The sequence below is a fragment of the Streptomyces rubiginosohelvolus genome (assembly GCF_014649875.1).
Classification (GTDB): Bacteria; Actinomycetota; Actinomycetes; order Streptomycetales; family Streptomycetaceae; genus Streptomyces; species Streptomyces rubiginosohelvolus.
This window is the reverse complement of record NZ_BMTW01000001.1, coordinates 832,010-847,526: the sequence shown is the minus strand read 5'-3', so window position 1 is coordinate 847,526 and position 15,517 is coordinate 832,010. Positions and strand designations below refer to the sequence as shown.

Here is a 15,517-nt window from a genome sequence, read left to right as displayed (position 1 = left end):
CGCGCTCTTCGCCCCCCATGATCGAGGTGCTGCTCGTGCTGACCTCCCTCTCCGGACTCGTTTCCCGAGTCACCCCCAGACCCGCGGCCGCGACGCTCCTCGCGATCGCCGTGGCCGCCGTGGGCCTGGGCCCCGCCGCTTCCCCCGCTGCCGCCGCCACCATCCCCGCCGGCGCCGGCAGCTACACCGACGCGCGCCCGGCCGGCACCCAGGGGCCGACCACCAACACCGGGGCGCCCGTCACCCCGAAGCTCACCACCGCCGCCCGGTCCAAGCCGGTCCCGACCAACGACTGGTGGTCCTCGCTGGCCTTCCAGCGCTACGGCGACAACCCGTACAGCACCCCCATGTACGGTCACCCGCTCACGTACCAGGCCAAGGCGTCCGGCCTGGAGGTCGGCTATCCGACCACGCCCGCGATCGTCGGCGACGGCCGCCAGTACGAGTACGCCCACAAGGCCGACCTCACCGTCGGGCTCTCCGGCCTGAACTCGCCCGACACCAAGGCCGACGCCTGGTCCGACTGGACCGTCACGCCCTACTGGGCCGACGGATCGCGCACCTTCCGGGCCACCATCGGCCACGGCATGCCCTTCGTGTACGCCAAGGGCTCCGGCGGCGACGCCCGCATCACGACCGCCTCCGCGCCCACCGTCTTCTCCGACCAGGGCAACGTCCTCGGCATCACCGTCGCCGGGCACCACTACGCGCTCTTCGCGCCGACCGGCAGCGACTGGAACATCTCCGGTTCCACGATCACCGCGGGTCTCGGCTCCAAGGACTACTTCTCGCTCGCCGTGCTGCCCTCCACGGACGCGCTCTCCACCTACCGGAAGTACGCCTTCAGCTTCGTCACCGGCTCCCAGGTGGCCTGGCAGACCACCGGCGGCAACGTCCGGGCGACCTACAGCCTGACCACCGAGGCCAAGGAGGGCTCCGAGCGCGGCACGCTCCAGGCCCTCTACCGCCACCAGTGGCTGCACACCTCCGACGCGCTGACCCCGTACACGTACGTATCGCCGCGCGGCACTATGAAGGTGCGCGAGTCCGCCACCTTCACCACCAGTCAGAAGAACAACGGCGTCGTGCCCGCGCTGCCCGCTTCCAGCGGCGTCGACAAGGCCCGGCTGACCGGCTACCTCAACGAGGTCGCGAACGCCTCCGACCCGTTCTCCGGGGCCACCGACACCTACTGGACCGGCAAGGCGCTCGGCCGCCTCGCCCAGCTGGTGCCCGTCGCCGACCAGATCGGCCAGACCGCCACCCGCGACAAGCTCCTCGGCCTGATGAAGGGCCGGCTCCAGGAGTGGTTCACGGCGGGCGGGGCCAGTGAGTTCAGCTACGACAAGGACTGGAAGACCCTCACCGGCTACCCGGCCTCGTACGGCAGCGACACCGAGCTCAACGACCACCACTTCCACTACAGCTACTACGTCTACGCGGCGGCGATCATCGCCCAGTACGACCAGGCCTGGGTCGCCGACTCGGCCTGGGGCACGATGATCAAGCACCTGATCCGGGACACCGCCAACGCCAGCCGCACCGACTCCGCCTACCCCTTCCTGCGCGGCTTCGACGTGTACGCGGGCCACAGCTGGGCCTCCGGCCACCAGGGCTTCGCGGCGGGCAACAACCAGGAGTCCTCCTCGGAGTCGATCAATCTGAGCGCCGCCCTGGTGCTCTTCGGCTCGGCCACCGGCGACAACGCGCTGCGCGACCTCGGCAGCTACCTGCTGACCACCGAGTCCGAGGCGATCACCCAGTACTGGTTCGACGCCTCGCAGCAGGTCTTCCCCGCCTCCTTCGGCCACGACACGGTCGGCATGGTCTGGGGCAGTGGCGGCGCGTACTCCACCTGGTGGACCGCCAACCCGGAGGAGATCCACGGCATCAACGTCCTGCCGGTGACCGGCGGTTCGCTTCACCTCGCCCGCGAGAAGGCCGCCATCAAGCGGAACATCGCCGAGATGGAGCGCGAGAACGGCGGGCCCGCCCAGGAGTGGCGCGACCTGCTCTGGGAGTTCGAGTCGCTCTCCGACCCGGCGTCCGCGAAGGCCAAGTGGGACGGGGTGAACGGCAACTACACCCCCGAGCAGGGTGAGTCCAAGGCGCACACCTACCACTGGATCAACACCCTCGCGGCGGTGGGCGCCCCCGACATGACGGTCAGCGGCGACATTCCGACCTCCGCCGTCTTCTCGAAGAACGGGACGCGCACCTACACCGCGCACAACCACGGCTCCACCGCCCGTACGGTGACCTTCTCCGACGGCAAGACCCTGTCCGTGCCCGCCCGTTCGACGGCCACGAGCACGGGTCCTGGCGGCAGCGACCCGGATCCCGACCCGGACCCGGGCAACCCGTCCACCGGGAACACCTTCCGCCTCAAGACCGGTGGCGTCCTCACCACCGCCACCACCGACCCGGCGGGCGCGGACACCATCGCCTCGGCCGACGGCGTCAACCGGGACGGCACCCCGTACCGCCCGACCGTCTACGAGGTGAAGAAGGTCAACGGCAAGGTCACCGCCGGGGCCGCCACCGGCTTCCGCCTCCGGGTGGACGCCGGCACGAAGGTCGGGCTCGCCCCGCAGGTCCGGGTCAGCTACGACCTGACCGGCGACGGCACGTTCGACCGCACCGAGACCTTCCGCTACTTCGCGACCGACCCGGTCGCCGGGTGGGAGGAGTACACGCAGGCGGTCGGCGCGCAGGCGACCACCGGCAGCCTCGGCGAGCTGAAGAACGGCACGGTCCGGCTGGAGATCTGGAACGCGCTCGGCAACGGCACGTCCCAGGTGCAGACCGGCACGGACGCGGCGGTGCTGCGGATTCCGTACCAGTGACCGCTGCCGGTCGACGACCGGCAAGGGTGACGTAGAGCGCGGCGGGTCTCCGGTTCCTCAGGCGGAGGCCCGCCGTACGTTCGCGCGGGGCCCGGGCGGGCCCGCTTCAGGCGGAGGCCCGCCGTACCAGCGTGACCGGGGTGATCACCGACTCCGGGACGTCGCCGCTGCCCGTACGCTCCCGGTCCAGGGCGCGCAGCAGCAGGCGGGCCATCAGCCGCCCCTGCCCCTCGATCTCCTGGCCGACGGTCGTCAGCGGCGGATCCGTCTCCGAGGCCACCGAGTCCATGTCGTCGAACCCCACCAGCGCCACCTGCTCCGGCACCGAGATCCCCCGCTCGCGCAGGACCCGCAGTGCGCCCGAGGCCATCAGGTCGTTGGCGACGAAGACCGCGTCCAGGTCGGGCCGCCTCTCCAGCAGCTCCGCCATCGCCCGGGCTCCGCTCTCCACGGTGAACGCCCCGTCGGCGACGAGCGTCGGGTCCACGTCCAGCAGCACGTCCCGGTAGCCGTCCAGCCGGTCCATCGCGGAGGTCTGGTCGGCGGGCCCGGCGATGTGCGCGATGCGCTCCCGCCCCAGGTCCCGCAGATACTGCACGGCCAGCCTGGCCCCGCCCCGGTTGTCCGCGTCGACGTACGGGACGGCCTGGTCGCCCGGGTCGGCGGTCCAGCTGGGCCGCCCGCCGTACACCGCCGGAATGCCCGCCCGCCGGGTGATCGCGGGCACCGGGTCGTCGGTGTGCAGCGAGAAGGCGAGCGCCCCGTCGACATGCCCGCCGGCCAGATACCGGGCGATCCGGTCGAAGTCCCCGGGCCCCTCCACCAGCAGCAGGACGAGCTGGGTGTCGTGGGCGGTCAGCTCCTTGCTTATGCCCCGGATCTGCTGGGAGAAGAAGGGGTCGGAGAAGAACCGGGTCTCCGGCTCCGCGATGACCACGGCCACCGCTCCGGTGCGCCGGGTGACGAGGGTCCGCGCCGCGTGGTTCGGGATGTAGCCGAGCTCCTCGACGGCCTTGAGTACCTTGTCCACGAGCGGCTTGCGGACGCCATCGCCCCCGTTGACGACCCGTGAGGCGGTGGCCCGCGACACCCCCGCGCGTGCCGCGACGGCTTCCAGGGTGGGCCGGGACCCGGGGGACTGCTCGGGCAAGGCGGTCGCTCCTTGTCGACGGGGCGGCGATACGCGGGCCGGTGCGTGCGTCCGCGTCTGCGCGTACGTGTGCGTGGTGCGTGCTCGGTGTCGTCGCCGGATCGTCTACAGCCTAGCGCCGGGCGCCGACATCGCTGAGAGCGCTCCCAGGAGCGGCTGTCGTTAGGCTGCTGCGATGACCGGTGACGAGGCGGTACGTGAGGGAGTACGGGCGGGGGCACAGGCGGCACGCCGTCTGGCGGAGCTGGGCGTGTGCACGTGGGAACCCGGTCTGAGCGATGCGGAGTTCGACCGGATCGAGGCGGAGTACGGCATCGTGTTCGCCCCCGACCACCGGGGTTTCCTGGCGGCCGGGCTGCCGGTGGACCGGGCGGTGCCCCCGGAGGAGGGCGAGTCCCCGCGGAGCCCGTGGCCCAACTGGCGGGACGGCGACCCGGAGCTGATCCGGGAGCGGCTGGGGCGGCCGGTAAAAGAGCTGCTGTTCTCGGTGGAGCACGGCTGGTGGCTGCCCGGCGGGCGGTGGGGGCCGCGCCCGGCGGACCCGGCGGAGGCCGTGGCGGCGGCACGGGCCGCGCTCGCCTCCGTACCGGCACTGATCCCGCTCTACTCGCACCGGTATCTGGCCTCGGGGACGGGCCTGGGTGCGGGGACGGACTCCGGTACGGGGGCGGGGGTGGCTCATGGGCGGCCGGTGCTCTCCGTCGTCGGTGCGGACACCATCCACTACGGGCGGGACCTGGCGGAGTGGGTTGAGCAGGAGTTCGGGGACCCGGACCCGGGGAAGAGGTGGCCGCAGCCCGCCGCCGGGGCCCGGGTGCCGTTCTGGTCGGACCTGGCGGGCTGAGGGCTGCAAGATCCCGTTATTAAAGTCGCATAGTTATAGGACGCCACACGTGAGACGGCGGGGCCGGCCCCTCCTCGGGGTCGGGCCCGCCGCCGTTCAGGGCCGTACGCGCGTCTCCGTCACAGGATGCGGTACGCGGTGTAGTACGCGGACAGCTGCTCGTGGTAGGCCGCATCCTCGGTCTGGTGGTTGCGGTCGAACTCCGGGGAGTCCTTGACCTGTTCCTTGGTGAGGTCGACGTGGACCTTCCGGTCCTCCGTGTCGATGCGCTTCACCGTGCCCGCGGGTAGCAGGACGTCCTTGCCGAAGATCCATACTCCGATGTCGACGAGCAGATAGGCCGAGCCCACCTCGTCGGAATACTTGTCGACCTTTCCGATACTGCCGTCGGTCGCCTCGACCGAATAGCCGGTCAGATCGACGCCCGCGGTGTGACCGCTCGACGGCTGGTAGCCCCACAGGGAGTCGCTCATTGTGGCTCCTTTCGCGAAGGTCGCCTCGCCTATTCTTGCGGTGCTTCCTCGGTGTTTTCCGCTGGCTTTCGAGTGCCCGGGGAGAGGTGGCCTACACCTGGTGCGACCACCAGGGGGTAGGAAGGAGGGGGCGCAGCCGAGGGACGGAGCAGAGACGGTGCCGGACGACGTACAAGGGTGGCTCACCCCCAGGGCGGTCGCGGCCGAGGCCGGGGTCAGCCAGGATTTCGACCTGTCGCAGTGTGTGCGCGAGCCGATCCATCTGCTCGGAGGTGTCCAGTCGTACGGGGCACTGATCGCCGCGCGGTGGGACGACGCCGTCGTGGACACCGTCAGCCGGAACGCGGCCGAGGTGCTGGGCCGGGCGGCCGGGGAGCTGCTGGGCCGGCCGGTCACGGAGCTGATCGGTGACGAGCAGTGGGCGCTGGCGCGGGAGAGCGCGGAGGCCGTGACGGACTCCGGCGCGGCCGCCCCGCAGGAGGGGCCCGCGTCCTCCGGAGTGCTGCCGCTGACCCTGGGGGATGAGGGCGGGGCCCGGCTGTTCGACGTGACCGTGCACCGGAACGGGGATCTGCTGGTCCTGGAGTTCGAACCCCGGTCCGAGGGCGGGCCGTTCGTGTTCCAGAACTTCTACCCCCGGGTGCGGCGAGCCCTGCAGAAGCTCCAGGGCGCGACCGACGTCACCGAGTGCTGTGCGGCCGCCGTCCGGGAGATTCGGACGCTCACCGGCTACGACCGGGTGGTGGCGTACCGCTTCGACGGCCGTGACGGGCCAGGCCAGGTGATCGCGGAGGACCGCAGCGAGGGGCGCGAACCCTGGCTGGACCTGTGGTTCCCGGCCAGTGACATCCCGCCGCAGGCCCGCCGCCTCTACGCCCGTAACTGGATCCGGGTCATCGGCGATGTGGACGACCGCACGGCGGGGCTCGTGCCCGAGCTGCGGGCGGACACGGGTGAGCCGCTGGACCTCTCCGCCTCCGTGCTGCGGACGGTCTCCGGCTACCACCTCGAGTACCTGCGCAACATCGGGGTGGCCTCGTCCATGTCCGTATCGCTGCTGCAAGAAGGGGAGTTGTGGGGGCTGATCGCCTGCCACGGCGACGAGCCGACGCGGCTGTCGCCCGAGGCGCGGGCGGCGTGCGAGTTCTTCGGGATCGCGTTGTCCCTGCAACTGGCGGCCGTCGCCGGGCGCGAGGAGGCGGACGAGCTGGCCCGGAACCGGCGGGCGCTCGCCGCCGTGCTGGCCCGGCTGACCTCCGGGGCACCGGACGACTGGATGCGACCCGGATCCGGCCTCGCCGAACTGCTCGACGCGGACGGGGCGGTGCTGCTGCGGGGTACGGAGACGCTGACGGCGGGGGCGCCGCTGCCGGACGCGCTGTCCGGTCTGCTGGCCCGGCTCGCGCAGGACGGCTCCGTCGGCGAGGTCTGGAGCAGCGACCGGCTGCCCGAAGCGCTGGGCCTGGAGCCGGAGGAGGCCGAGGCCGAAGGGATCCCTGCCGGTCTGCTGCTCCTCCCGTTCAACCGGGACGGCGACCTGCTGGCCTGGTGGCGTCGTGAGCAGCCCGCGCCCCGGGAGTGGGCGGCCGATCCGTCCCGGCCAGTGCGTACGGGCCCCGGGGGCGAGCGGCTGACCCCGCGCGGTTCGGCGGCGGTCTACCGGGCGACCGTACGAGGGCGGAGCGCGCCGTGGAGTCCGGCCCAGCGGGTGGTCGCCGGCGAGCTGTGGCGGGAGGTGTCGGGGCTGCTGACCCGCCAGGTCGTGGCGCTGGAGGCGCGGAACACGGAGCTGGCCCGGACGAACGAGGACCTGGACTCGTTCGCGCACGCGGCGGCGCACGACCTCAAGGAGCCGTTGCGGGGGATCTCGAACGCCGCCGCGTTCATCGTCGAGGACGCCGGGACCGTCCTGGACACGACGTCCCTGCGCCGGCTGACCACCGTACGGCGGCTCGCGGAGCGCATGGACGGGCTGCTGGACTCGCTGCTGCACTTCTCGCGCCTGGGGCAGGTGGGCCTGGAGCGCGAGGCGCTGTCGGTGGACGAGGTGCTGGACGACGCGCTGGTGGTGGCCGGGGGCCGGCTGGCCGAGCAGGGGGTGACGCTGGTGCGCCCGGCGGCCCTGCCCCGGCTGCGGGCGGACCGGGAGCGGCTGCGGGAGGTGCTGGAGAACCTGCTCGTGAACGCGGCCAAGTACGCGGCGGACGAGGGTGCGGGGGAGCGGCGGGTGTGGGTGGAAGCGGTACGGACCGCCGTGCCGGGCCAGGCCCGTGAGGAGGGCGGGGCTACGGTGACGGCTCTCGTCGTCCGGGACAACGGCATCGGGATCCCGGCCGGGCAGCAGGCGGACGTCCTTCAGCTGTTCCGCCGGCTGCACCGCCGCGACGAGCGGGGCGGCGGTTCGGGCGTCGGCCTCGCCGTGGTCAAGCGGATCGTGGAACGGCACGGGGGCCGGCTGTGGCTGGAGAGCCCGGCCGCCGCACCGGACGCCGACTGCGGAGGCGGTCCCGGCACGGCCGTCTGGTTCACGCTGGAGGAGCCGCCGGAGGCGCGGCCGTGACCGCGCCGTCGGCCGCGCGCGGCAGCCAGAAGTCGACCGCGCCCTGCAGCACGGTCTGGAACAGCTCGAAGTTGACGGGCTTGTAGATGTAGCTGTCCGCGCCCGCCGCGTAGCAGGCGTCCTCCTCCGCGGAGGCCGTGGAGGAGGTGAAGACCACCACGGTCAGCGACGCGCACGCAGGGTGGGCGCGCAGGCTCGACAGCAGTGTCAGGCCGTCCATGCCCGGCATGTTGAGGTCGAGGAGCAGCAGGTCCGGGGTCCGCGCGGCCGGGTCCAGGAGCCGGGGGAGGACGTCCTCGCTGCGCGGGGCGAACTCCAGGTCCAGGAAGGGGTGCGAGCGGGACAGGGCGCGCTGGATGGCCTCGGTGTCCTCCTCCGAGTCCTCGACCACGAGGATCAGTCCGCCACCGGTCATCGCAACGCCGCCTGTTCGAGCAGGGTTTCCAGGGGGAGCAGGCCGTCGGAGGGCGTGATGCCGTTCCAGCGGGCCACGAGCAGGGCGATGTCGTCCTGCCCGGAGGCGCGGAAGGTCCTGGCCTGCCGGGCCAGGCTCTCCGCGACATGGGCGGCGTCGCTGCCGCGCAGGGCGGCGAGGCGCCCGGGCAGGACGCTCTCGAAGTACGTGCCGTCCGCCTCCCGGGACTCGGTGAGCCCGTCGGTGAACAGGACGAGGGTGTCGCCCGGGGCGAGGGAGTCCTCGTGGCTGTCGTACGAGACGTCGTCCAGGATGCCGAGGAGCAGTCCGCCGGAGACGACCTCGCCGATGGAGCCGTCCGCGCGGAGCACCAGCGGCCGCGGGTGGCCCGCGCTGCATGTGGTGAGCCGTACGGTGCCGTCGGCCCGGGGTGTCATCGTCACGACGACCGCGGTGAGGAAGCGGGACGCCCCCTCCTGGCGCAGGGCCCGGTTGAGGCGGCTCAGCGCGGTGCCCGGGTCGGTGCCCTCCTCCAGGAGGGTGCGCAGGGTGTGCCGGGCCAGGCCGGTGAGGGCGGCGGCCTCCGCGCCGCGCCCGCAGACGTCGCCGATCAGCAGGGCGATGGAGCCGTCGGGGCGGGGCACGGCGTCGTAGAAGTCGCCGCCGACGTCGAGCATCGGGTCGCCGACCTCGTAACTCGCCGACAGGTCCCAGCCCGCTGCGGCCGGGAGCTGCGAGGGGAGCAGGTGTTCCTGGAGGGAGAGGACGGCGTGCCGGCGCAGCTCGTACAGCAGGGCGTTGTCGATGGCGAGGGCGGCGCGGGTGGCGAGGCTGTCGAGGAAGGCGCTGTCGGGCAGCCGGTCCTCGGGGCGCTGGTAGACGAAGGTGATGCTGCCGACGACGCGGCCGCGGGCGTGCAGGGTGCTGACGCTGACCACCGTGGGGTGCCGGCCGCCCCCGGTGGGGCCGGGGACGGCGAACGGGGAGCCGTCGAGCGCGGCGCCGCTCAGGAACAGCGCCTGGTCGCCGTCGTCCCGCTGGGCGAGCAGGGCGGCCAGCCACGGGTCGTCGCGGCCCGCCTCCTCCAGCGCGCGCTGCTGCTGTACGGCGACGTGGGTGGCGGCGACGAACTCGGGCCCGTCCTTGCGCAGCAGATGGACGAGGCAGCCGTCCGCGACGGCCGGGACGGCGATCCGGGCCACCCGTCTGAGGGTGTCCTCGACGTCGAGCGACGAGTCCATCTGGAGCGACGCCTCGGCGAGCAGGGCGTCGTCGGCGCCCCGGCGGGCCTCGCGGCCGCGCTGGAGTATGCCGGTGTGGCAGGCGACGATGACGTCGACGGCCTGTGCCAGACGGCGTGCGACGCCCTCCGTGTCGGCCGAGGCGTCCACGGCGACGCTGAGCCCCGCCCAGCCGCTCCGGTCGAGCCGGAAGGTGCACGCCACGACGGACGCTCCCGGCGACTGCCGCAGGAACTCCGCCTCGGGCCACGCCGCGTCGTCGAGTTCGTCCACCGAGCCCCGCGTGACCACCGGTTCGCCGTCGGGTTCACGGACGGCGGCCCCCGGCATCGACCGGGCCGTCGCGATGATCACCGGGGCGTCGCCGTCCGCACCGAGGGCCCGCATGTACCGCAGGGTCGCGTCCTCGTCCCACCGGGTACCCACGACGAGGTGGACGCCCGGGGTGGCGAGGAGCGGCGCGTAGACGTCGTCCGCCAGCGCGGCGACCTCCTCCGCCCGCGAAGCGGCCTGCCAGAGCCGGTGCAACGCGCCGGACCACGTGTCGTCGTCGACCATGCCCCCGCCCTCCGGTGCCGTTCGTGAGTTGCCCGATGCCTGTCGTCTGTCCTGGGCCAGTATGACCGGAGGGCCGGATTTCATTCCTGGGGCGGGGGTGGCGCCTACGGCCGGGTGACGACCTTGATGTTGAAGGTGTGGGAGTTCACCCCGCCCGCGATCCCCATGAACAGGAACGCGAAGTGCTCCTGGCCGCGGGCCGTCGTGATGCCGCCGATGTCCAGCTGGGAGGAGGCCGGCCAGCCGAGGTCCGTGAGCAGCCGGCCCGTGGTGGCCTTGGCCTCGGGGTCGTCGCCGGAGAGGAAGACCGTGCCCGGCTCCGTGAGCTCGCCAGGGGCGACCATCGTGGTCGAGTCCATCGTGCAGAGCGTCTTGACGACGGGGGTCAGGGGGAACGCCTCCTGGATCAGTTCGCCCAGGCTGCTGTTGGGGTGGGTGAGGGCGCTGAAGTCGTCGGAGAGGCCGACCCCGACGTCGATCAGCAGGGTGCCGGCCAGCGCCGGGGCCCCGATCGAGCGGAGCAGGTCCACGGAGACGCCGCCGGGCGTCGCGTTGACCAGGACCTCCGCGTGTGCGGCCGTCTCGTCGAGGCCCGCGACGGGCAGGCCGAGGTCGGTCCGTTCCTTCGGATGACGCGATCCGAGGAGGACGTCGTGCCCTGCGGCGCGCCAGCCGGTGGCCAGGGCGCGGGCGACATTTCCGGTGCCGAGCAGTCCGATTCGCATGGGGACGACGCTAGGCGGCGGGTGCCCGGGGCGGATCGGGCCGGAGACCGGGGTGGGGCGGCCCTTAGGCGTAGTCCTCAGGTCGCGCTGCTCTGGGCGCCTGGCTCCGCGCTTGTCAGGCCGCTGTACGGGCTACGAAGGCGACCTTCTCCTGATCTTCGTCCAGGGCGATGCTAAGGGAGGCGTCCAAAGCGCGAGCCAGTCGCCGGAGCAGAGGGAGCGTGGGCACGGCATCGGCGCCCTCGATACGGGAGACCTTCGCCTGGGTCAGCCCCGCCCGCTCGGCGACGTCGCTCTGGGAAAGGCCGAGCTCCTTGCGGCGGTCGTACACCGCCTTCGCGAAAGCCATGGCAAGCCGGATCTCCGCGCGCTCGGCGCGGGTCTCCTCGCTCTCGCCGTGGTCCGCGCCGAGTTCCTGTTCGCGCTTCAGCTTCCAGCGACTGTGGTTCATGGGGCCTACCTGCTCTCTCCACGTGTGTACGTCGTGTGGGCCGGACCGTGCTCGGCCTCGCACAGCTCGCGGGCCCGCACGGCCCGATCCACCTGCGCCGACTCCCGCATCCGTGTCTTGCGGAAGACGGTGAGAAGCACGATGCGACGATCCGGGGCGAACCAGTACGTGACCCTGGTGGCCTCGCCGTTCAGCGTCGGCCGAAGCTCGTACACCCCGTCCCGCAAGGGGCGGCTGAACGGCATCGGAGTGCTCGTTCCCATTGAGGCGAGCAGGCCCGCGTACTCCTCCACTTTCCAGTAGTGCTTCTCCGAAAGAAGCTCCAGCCAGTCACGGACTTCGGGCTCCAGCTCGATGACGTGAATGTTTGTCACGCGCGGCACCGTAATATGTCGTGAACGACATCATAGTCCGGTTCGGCAAAATCTGCCTTGACGAGTGAGCGCCAGACGTGATCTTGACGCTCCCCGCGCACTTCTCCCGGTCGTCGACAGGGCGAGGTGCGCGGGGAGCACGCGGGAGGGCCGCAGAAGCGCTCGGGCCGGAGGTCAGACCCCCGCCGGGGCCTTCGCCGGGTCGGTGCCGGGGTCCGGGGTATCCGGGCCGCCTGCGGCAGGGGGTGTCGTGGACGGGGTCGTGCCGCCCGTCGCCGCGATCGTGGACGGGGCCGGTTCCTGGGAGACGTTGAACTCGGTCAGCAGGTCCTTGCTGAAGCCGAAGAAGTACGTGGCCAGGAAGCCGGCGACGTAGCCCACCAGCAGGCCGCCCGCGTAGATCGCGATCGTCGAGCCCAGGCCGTGGTTGCCGTCCAGGAGCGGGAACAGGGCCCAGCCGGACGGGCCGATCGCGGTCGAGCCGACCGTGTCGCCGAGCTGGTTGAACAGGCCGACGAAGCCGCCGCCGAACGCCCCGCCCACGCACGCCGTGATGAACGGGCGGCCCAGCGGGAGCGAGACGCCGTAGATCAGGGGCTCGCCGACGCCCAGCAGACCCGCCGGGAGCGCCGACTTGATGGTGCGGCGGATCGACTCGTTGCGGGGGAGGCGGAAGTAGACCGCCATCGCCGCGCCGACCTGGCCCGCCCCGGCCATCGCCAGGATCGGGAGCAGGACCGTGTAGCCCTGCTGCTCGATGAGCGTCGTGTGGATCGGGATCAGCGCCTGGTGCAGGCCCAGCATGACCAGCGGCAGGAACAGGCCGCCGAGGACGAAGCCCGCGCCCGCGCCGCCGTTGGAGAGCAGCCAGTCGGCGAACGTACCGATCGCGGAGGAGATCTCCCCGGCCACGAACATCAGGCCGAAGATCGTCACCAGGCCGGAGATCAAGACCGTGAGGGTCGGGGTGACCAGGACGTCCAGCGCCTCCGGCACCCACCGCCGGCACCACTTCTCCACGTACACCGCGAGGACCGCCGCGCCCAGCGCACCGAGCACACCGCCCTGGCCGGGCGAGAGCGTCTGGCCGAAGGCGTCGATGTTCGCGACGCCCGGGAAGACGATGATCGCCGCGACCGCACCGCCCAGGATCGGCGTACCGCCGAACTCCTTCGCCGTGTTGTAGCCCACGAACACCGCGATCAGCGCCATGAAGCCCGACGCCATCGCCGCCAGCGCCGGTGTCACGGCGGGCAGCCATTCCAGGTTCACCAGCAGACCGTTGAGGCCCGCGATGATCCCGCAGCCGATCAGCGCCGGGATCAGCGGTACGAAGATGTTGGCGATCTTCCGCAGGAACAGCTTGAAGGGGGTCGCGTTCTTCGCCTTCTGCTGTGCCTTGATCGCCGCGCCCTGTGCCGCCAGATCGTCGGACGAGACGGCGGCCGGACCACCGGGTCCGGGGGCTGGCGCTGCCTCGCGGCCCTCCTCCACCAGCTGCTCGAACTCCGGGGTGACCCGGGCGACCGTGCCCGGACCCAGCACGATCTGGTACGTGTCGTCCTCGACGACGCCCATCACGGCGGGCAGGGCCTTCAGCGCCTCGTCGTCGACGAGGGTCCGGTCGTGCAGCCCGAGGCGGAGCCGGGTCATGCAGTGGGCGATGGAGGCGACGTTCGCGGCACCGCCGACGAGCGGCAGGATCGCGGCGGCGGTGGCGCGGTTCTTGTCTTCAGTGGCCATGGTGCTCGGTGCCTTGCTGTGCGGGGGGTGGGGATACCCGGTGGGTCAGGTGGTGCGGACGGCCGCGAGGGCGGCGCGCAGGTGGCCGTCGGACTCGGTGAGGAGCCGGGCGGCGGTGGGGCCGTCGACCTGGCCGAGGATGACCAGGATCGCGTTCTTGACCTCGCCGTCGGTGGCGGCGAGGGCGGCCTCGATCGCGGTGTCGGACGCGCCGGTGGCCAGGGAGACGATGTGCCGGGAGCGGGCCCGCAGCTTCTCGTTGGAAGCGCGGACGTCGACCATGAGATTCCCGTACGTCTTGCCGAGCCGGATCATCGTGACCGTCGAGATCATGTTGAGGACCAGCTTCTGCGCCGTGCCCGCCTTCAGCCGGGTCGAGCCGGTGAGCAGCTCGGGTCCGGTGACGACCTCCAGGCCGTGTTCCGCCGCAGCCGCGAGTGCCGAGTCCGCGTTGCAGGAGAGGCCGATCGTCAGGGCGCCCTGCGTGCGGGCGTGCTCGACCGCGCCGATCGCGTACGGCGTGCGGCCGGAGGCGGAGATGCCGACCACGGTGTCGTCGGCGGTCAGCTTCAGCGCGTCCAGGTCGGCGGCGGCCAGCTCCTTGCTGTCCTCCGCGCCCTCGACGGCCGTGACCATGGCGGACGGGCCGCCCGCGATCAGGCCGACGACCTCGGCCGGGTCGGTGTTGAAGGTGGGCGGGCACTCGCTGGCGTCCAGCACCCCGAGCCGCCCCGCCGTGCCCGCGCCCGCGTAGATCAGCCGGCCGCCGCGCGCCATGCGCTCGGCGGTGGCGTCGATGGCCGCGGCGATCTGCGGCAGCCGCTCGGCGACGGCGGCCGGGACCGTGGCGTCCTCGCCGTTCATGATCCGCGCGATCTCCTCGGTGGACAGCCGGTCGATCTCGGCCAGCTCGGGGCGGAACGCCTCGGTGGTGAGGGTGGCCAGCTGGGCACGGAGCTCGCCGTACGTCCCGGGGGCGTCGGTGGCGCCGGGGGTGTCGGTGTTCGCGTCGGTGGTGGAGGTCATGAGGTGCGGCTCAGCTTTCTCGGGGTGCTCGGTCTCGTACGCGTACGGGTGGGGCGGCGCGGGCGGTCAGCGGGTGCGCGGGGTGTGGCGGTGGGCCAGCGCCTCGTAGGAGGCGGCCAGGGCGGGCGCGGCGGTCTCGTACGTCCGCTGCGCGACGCCTATGAACAGGCAGTCCACGACGAGCAGCTGGCTCGTCCGGCTCGACATGGCGGCGGGGCGCAGCTCGCTCTCGCGCGCGGTGGACGTGGTCAGCACGTGGTCCGCGTACTGCGACACGGGACCGTCGGGCCGCCCGGTGATCGCGATCGTCGTCGCCCCGCGGTCGAAGGCGACCCGCAGCGGCTCGATCACATCACCCGTGGAGCCGGAGTGCGTGATCGCGATGGCCACGTCGCCGGAGCGCAGCTGCACGGCGTTGGTCACCGCGAGGTGCGGGTCCATGTGGGCGTGGGCGATCAGCCCGATCCGGAGCAGCTTCTGCGCCAGGTCCTGGCCGACCAGGGAGGACGCCCCGACGCCGTAGATGTCGATGCGGCGGGCGGTCGAGGCGGCGGCGACGGCCGCCCCCAGCTGTACGGTGTCGAGCCCGGCGGCGGTGTCGGCGAGGGTCTGCTGCTCGTCGTAGGCGAGCTTGGCGACCACGTCGGCGATCGGGTCGTCCACCGCGATGTCGGCGGTGACGGCCGGGGCCCGGCCCGACTCCTGGTGCGCGGCGAGACCGGCCAGCGCGAGGCGCAGGTCCCGGTAGCCGGGGTAGCCGAGGAGGCGGGCGGTGCGGACGACGGTGGCTTCACTGGTGCCGGTGCGCTCGGCGAGACCGGTGACGGTGAGGGCGGCGCAGCCGGCCGGGTCGCCCGCCACGGCTTCGGCGACCAGCTGCATCGAGCGGGTCATGGAGGGGGCGAGGGTCCGGACCTTGGCGGCGAGGGCCGCCGGAGCCGGCGGTGAGTCGCTGCTGAAAATTTCCTTCACATCACTGGTCACATCTGAAAGATATTTTCAACCTCCGGGTCCGTCAACCCCCTTTGATCCCTACCTCTGGCGGGATCCTCGGCGGGGGTTGCGGCGCGATCTTCGGATGAGCCGTCTGCGCGCGGGCGCACAATGGGGG

At 72.3% G+C, this 15,517-nt stretch carries 13 protein-coding genes; 3 read left to right on the top strand and 10 right to left on the bottom strand.

The genetic code is table 11. The annotated features are described in order from the left end of the window. Positions 1-17: 17 nt before the first annotated feature. The gene (locus tag IE134_RS04025; RefSeq protein WP_189429587.1) at positions 18-2,846 is read left to right on the top strand and encodes a glycosyl hydrolase; all 2,829 of its coding nucleotides are present in this window, start codon (positions 18-20) and stop codon (positions 2,844-2,846) included. A 106-nt stretch (positions 2,847-2,952) separates the two neighbouring features. On the opposite strand, the gene IE134_RS04020 is transcribed toward IE134_RS04025, so the two are convergent. Continuing rightward, on the bottom strand, positions 2,953-3,996 hold the full coding sequence (locus tag IE134_RS04020; protein WP_030718455.1) for a LacI family DNA-binding transcriptional regulator: 1,044 nt from the start codon (positions 3,994-3,996) through the stop codon (positions 2,953-2,955). 175 nt (positions 3,997-4,171) lie between these two features. Here IE134_RS04020 and IE134_RS04015 point away from each other — a divergent pair, with 175 nt between their 5' ends. Beyond that, positions 4,172-4,840: a hypothetical protein gene (locus tag IE134_RS04015; protein WP_189429586.1), complete on the top strand. Its 669-nt coding sequence runs from the start codon at positions 4,172-4,174 to the stop codon at positions 4,838-4,840. 119 nt (positions 4,841-4,959) lie between these two features. On the opposite strand, the gene IE134_RS04010 is transcribed toward IE134_RS04015, so the two are convergent. Beyond that, positions 4,960-5,313 (bottom strand): PRC-barrel domain-containing protein, encoded by a 354-nt coding sequence (locus IE134_RS04010; protein WP_030718465.1) that lies wholly within the window; start codon positions 5,311-5,313, stop codon positions 4,960-4,962. A gap of 157 nt (positions 5,314-5,470) precedes the next feature. Here IE134_RS04010 and IE134_RS04005 point away from each other — a divergent pair, with 157 nt between their 5' ends. Further along, complete coding sequence (locus IE134_RS04005) at positions 5,471-7,873, top strand: ATP-binding protein (RefSeq protein WP_189429584.1); 2,403 nt, start codon at positions 5,471-5,473, stop codon at positions 7,871-7,873. Here the strand turns inward: IE134_RS04005 and IE134_RS04000 are convergent. The 8 genes from IE134_RS04000 to IE134_RS03965 form a co-directional block, all read right to left on the bottom strand. Then, on the bottom strand, positions 7,839-8,288 hold the full coding sequence (locus tag IE134_RS04000; RefSeq protein WP_032782446.1) for a response regulator: 450 nt from the start codon (positions 8,286-8,288) through the stop codon (positions 7,839-7,841). The two genes, IE134_RS04005 and IE134_RS04000, sit on opposite strands and share 35 nt — an antisense overlap. Next, positions 8,285-10,087, bottom strand: coding sequence for a PP2C family protein-serine/threonine phosphatase (locus tag IE134_RS03995; RefSeq protein ID WP_098893758.1), 1,803 nt, complete (start codon positions 10,085-10,087; stop codon positions 8,285-8,287). Before IE134_RS03995 ends, IE134_RS04000 begins: the two co-directional genes overlap by 4 nt. Before the next feature lie 104 nt (positions 10,088-10,191). Continuing rightward, positions 10,192-10,812: an NADPH-dependent F420 reductase gene (locus IE134_RS03990; protein ID WP_030718474.1), complete on the bottom strand. Its 621-nt coding sequence runs from the start codon at positions 10,810-10,812 to the stop codon at positions 10,192-10,194. 115 nt (positions 10,813-10,927) lie between these two features. Continuing rightward, positions 10,928-11,263, bottom strand: a complete 336-nt coding sequence (locus IE134_RS03985) for a helix-turn-helix domain-containing protein (RefSeq protein ID WP_030718476.1) — start codon at positions 11,261-11,263, stop codon at positions 10,928-10,930. Between the two features lie 5 nt (positions 11,264-11,268). Next, the gene (locus IE134_RS03980; protein ID WP_189429582.1) at positions 11,269-11,637 is read right to left on the bottom strand and encodes a type II toxin-antitoxin system RelE/ParE family toxin; all 369 of its coding nucleotides are present in this window, start codon (positions 11,635-11,637) and stop codon (positions 11,269-11,271) included. Positions 11,638-11,811: 174 nt separating this feature from the next. Further along, positions 11,812-13,380 (bottom strand): PTS transporter subunit EIIC, encoded by a 1,569-nt coding sequence (locus IE134_RS03975; protein WP_030718482.1) that lies wholly within the window; start codon positions 13,378-13,380, stop codon positions 11,812-11,814. A 45-nt stretch (positions 13,381-13,425) separates the two neighbouring features. Further along, positions 13,426-14,406 carry an N-acetylmuramic acid 6-phosphate etherase gene (gene murQ / locus IE134_RS03970; RefSeq protein ID WP_050513755.1) on the bottom strand — a complete coding sequence of 327 codons (981 nt, stop codon included), beginning with the start codon at positions 14,404-14,406 and terminating at the stop codon, positions 13,426-13,428. A gap of 66 nt (positions 14,407-14,472) precedes the next feature. After that, a complete protein-coding gene (locus tag IE134_RS03965) occupies positions 14,473-15,390 on the bottom strand; it encodes a MurR/RpiR family transcriptional regulator (protein ID WP_030718487.1) in 918 nt (305 codons plus the stop codon). Between the last annotated feature and the right edge of the window lie 127 nt (positions 15,391-15,517).